The 1,011-nt window shown below is 41.6% G+C and carries 1 protein-coding gene; it reads left to right on the forward strand.

The genetic code is table 11. From position 1 onward, the window contains the following. Positions 1–149: 149 nt before the first annotated feature. Positions 150–899 carry an outer membrane beta-barrel protein gene (locus JX312_RS14000; protein WP_123407961.1) on the forward strand — a complete coding sequence of 250 codons (750 nt, stop codon included), beginning with the start codon at positions 150–152 and terminating at the stop codon, positions 897–899. Positions 900–1,011: the final 112 nt, after the last annotated feature.

A 1,011-nucleotide genomic window follows, 5' to 3' on the forward strand; every position in this document is an offset into this window, starting at 1 on the left:
TCTGCGTTCCAGGACACTCAATAATGTGAGTTAATTTTGGAACATAGAACTGAACACCCTATTTATTAATGTTAAATATATATAGCTGGTCTGGATTTCAGGTTGCAGCTCGTAAAAACAAATATAAACTATCAATAAACTGAAATATTATGAGAAAGATTTTGCTTTCAATCCTGGCTCTGACAAGCTTTGCATTTGTTTCTGCGCAAAGCCGTGTTTTCAACAATCCCGACAATAAAGCGTATTTCGGTCTCCGTGGAACTCTTGACGTGCCTGTGCCGTGCAAATTTACAGTAGATGGCGGAGGTGTAAGCTATGAGGCAAAGTATCTCGGCAATGGTGCCGGATTCAGCTTTGGAGGTATCTATAATATTCCTGTAGTCGCCAACTTCTATATTGAGCCTGGCGTAAGTGTATATTATAACGCCATGGGCATCAAGCTTGCCGGATTCGATGACTTGTTTGATGACATAGAAGATGCAGCGGATGATATGGGCTTTGACGGAGTCAAGTTCACCAACCGTTCCATACGCCAGTGGGGTATGAGAATCCCTGTTTCGTTTGGTTATCATTTCGACTTCACCCGTGATTTCAGTCTTCATGTGTATTCAGGACCGGTGCTTAATGTAGGTTTTACATCTGATTATTATATAAAGGCTAAGTCCGGAGGATATGAATTCAAGGCTACGGGTTCTCTCTATGATGAGGAACGTTACGGATCTTACAACCGTGTTAATCTTGACTGGCGCATCGGAGCCGGAATCACCTATAAAAACTTCTTCGGCGGCATGAGCGGAGACATCGGTCTTACAAATGCCTACAAGCGCGAGACCCGTCGTAAGACCGTGACATACCATCAGAATGTTTTCCAGATCTCAGTCGGTTATAATTTTAATTGATTGCGACAAGAGTGTAAAAATAAGTAAAGACGAGATTCTTAGAAACTGTTTAAATTTAATTGTGAGGTTCATTGAGAGGATTTTATGAGGTGTTTTTACGANTCGAAGAGGG

This window comes from Barnesiella sp. CU968 (genome assembly GCF_905219685.1).
Taxonomy (GTDB): Bacteria; Bacteroidota; Bacteroidia; order Bacteroidales; family Muribaculaceae; genus Lepagella; species Lepagella muris_A.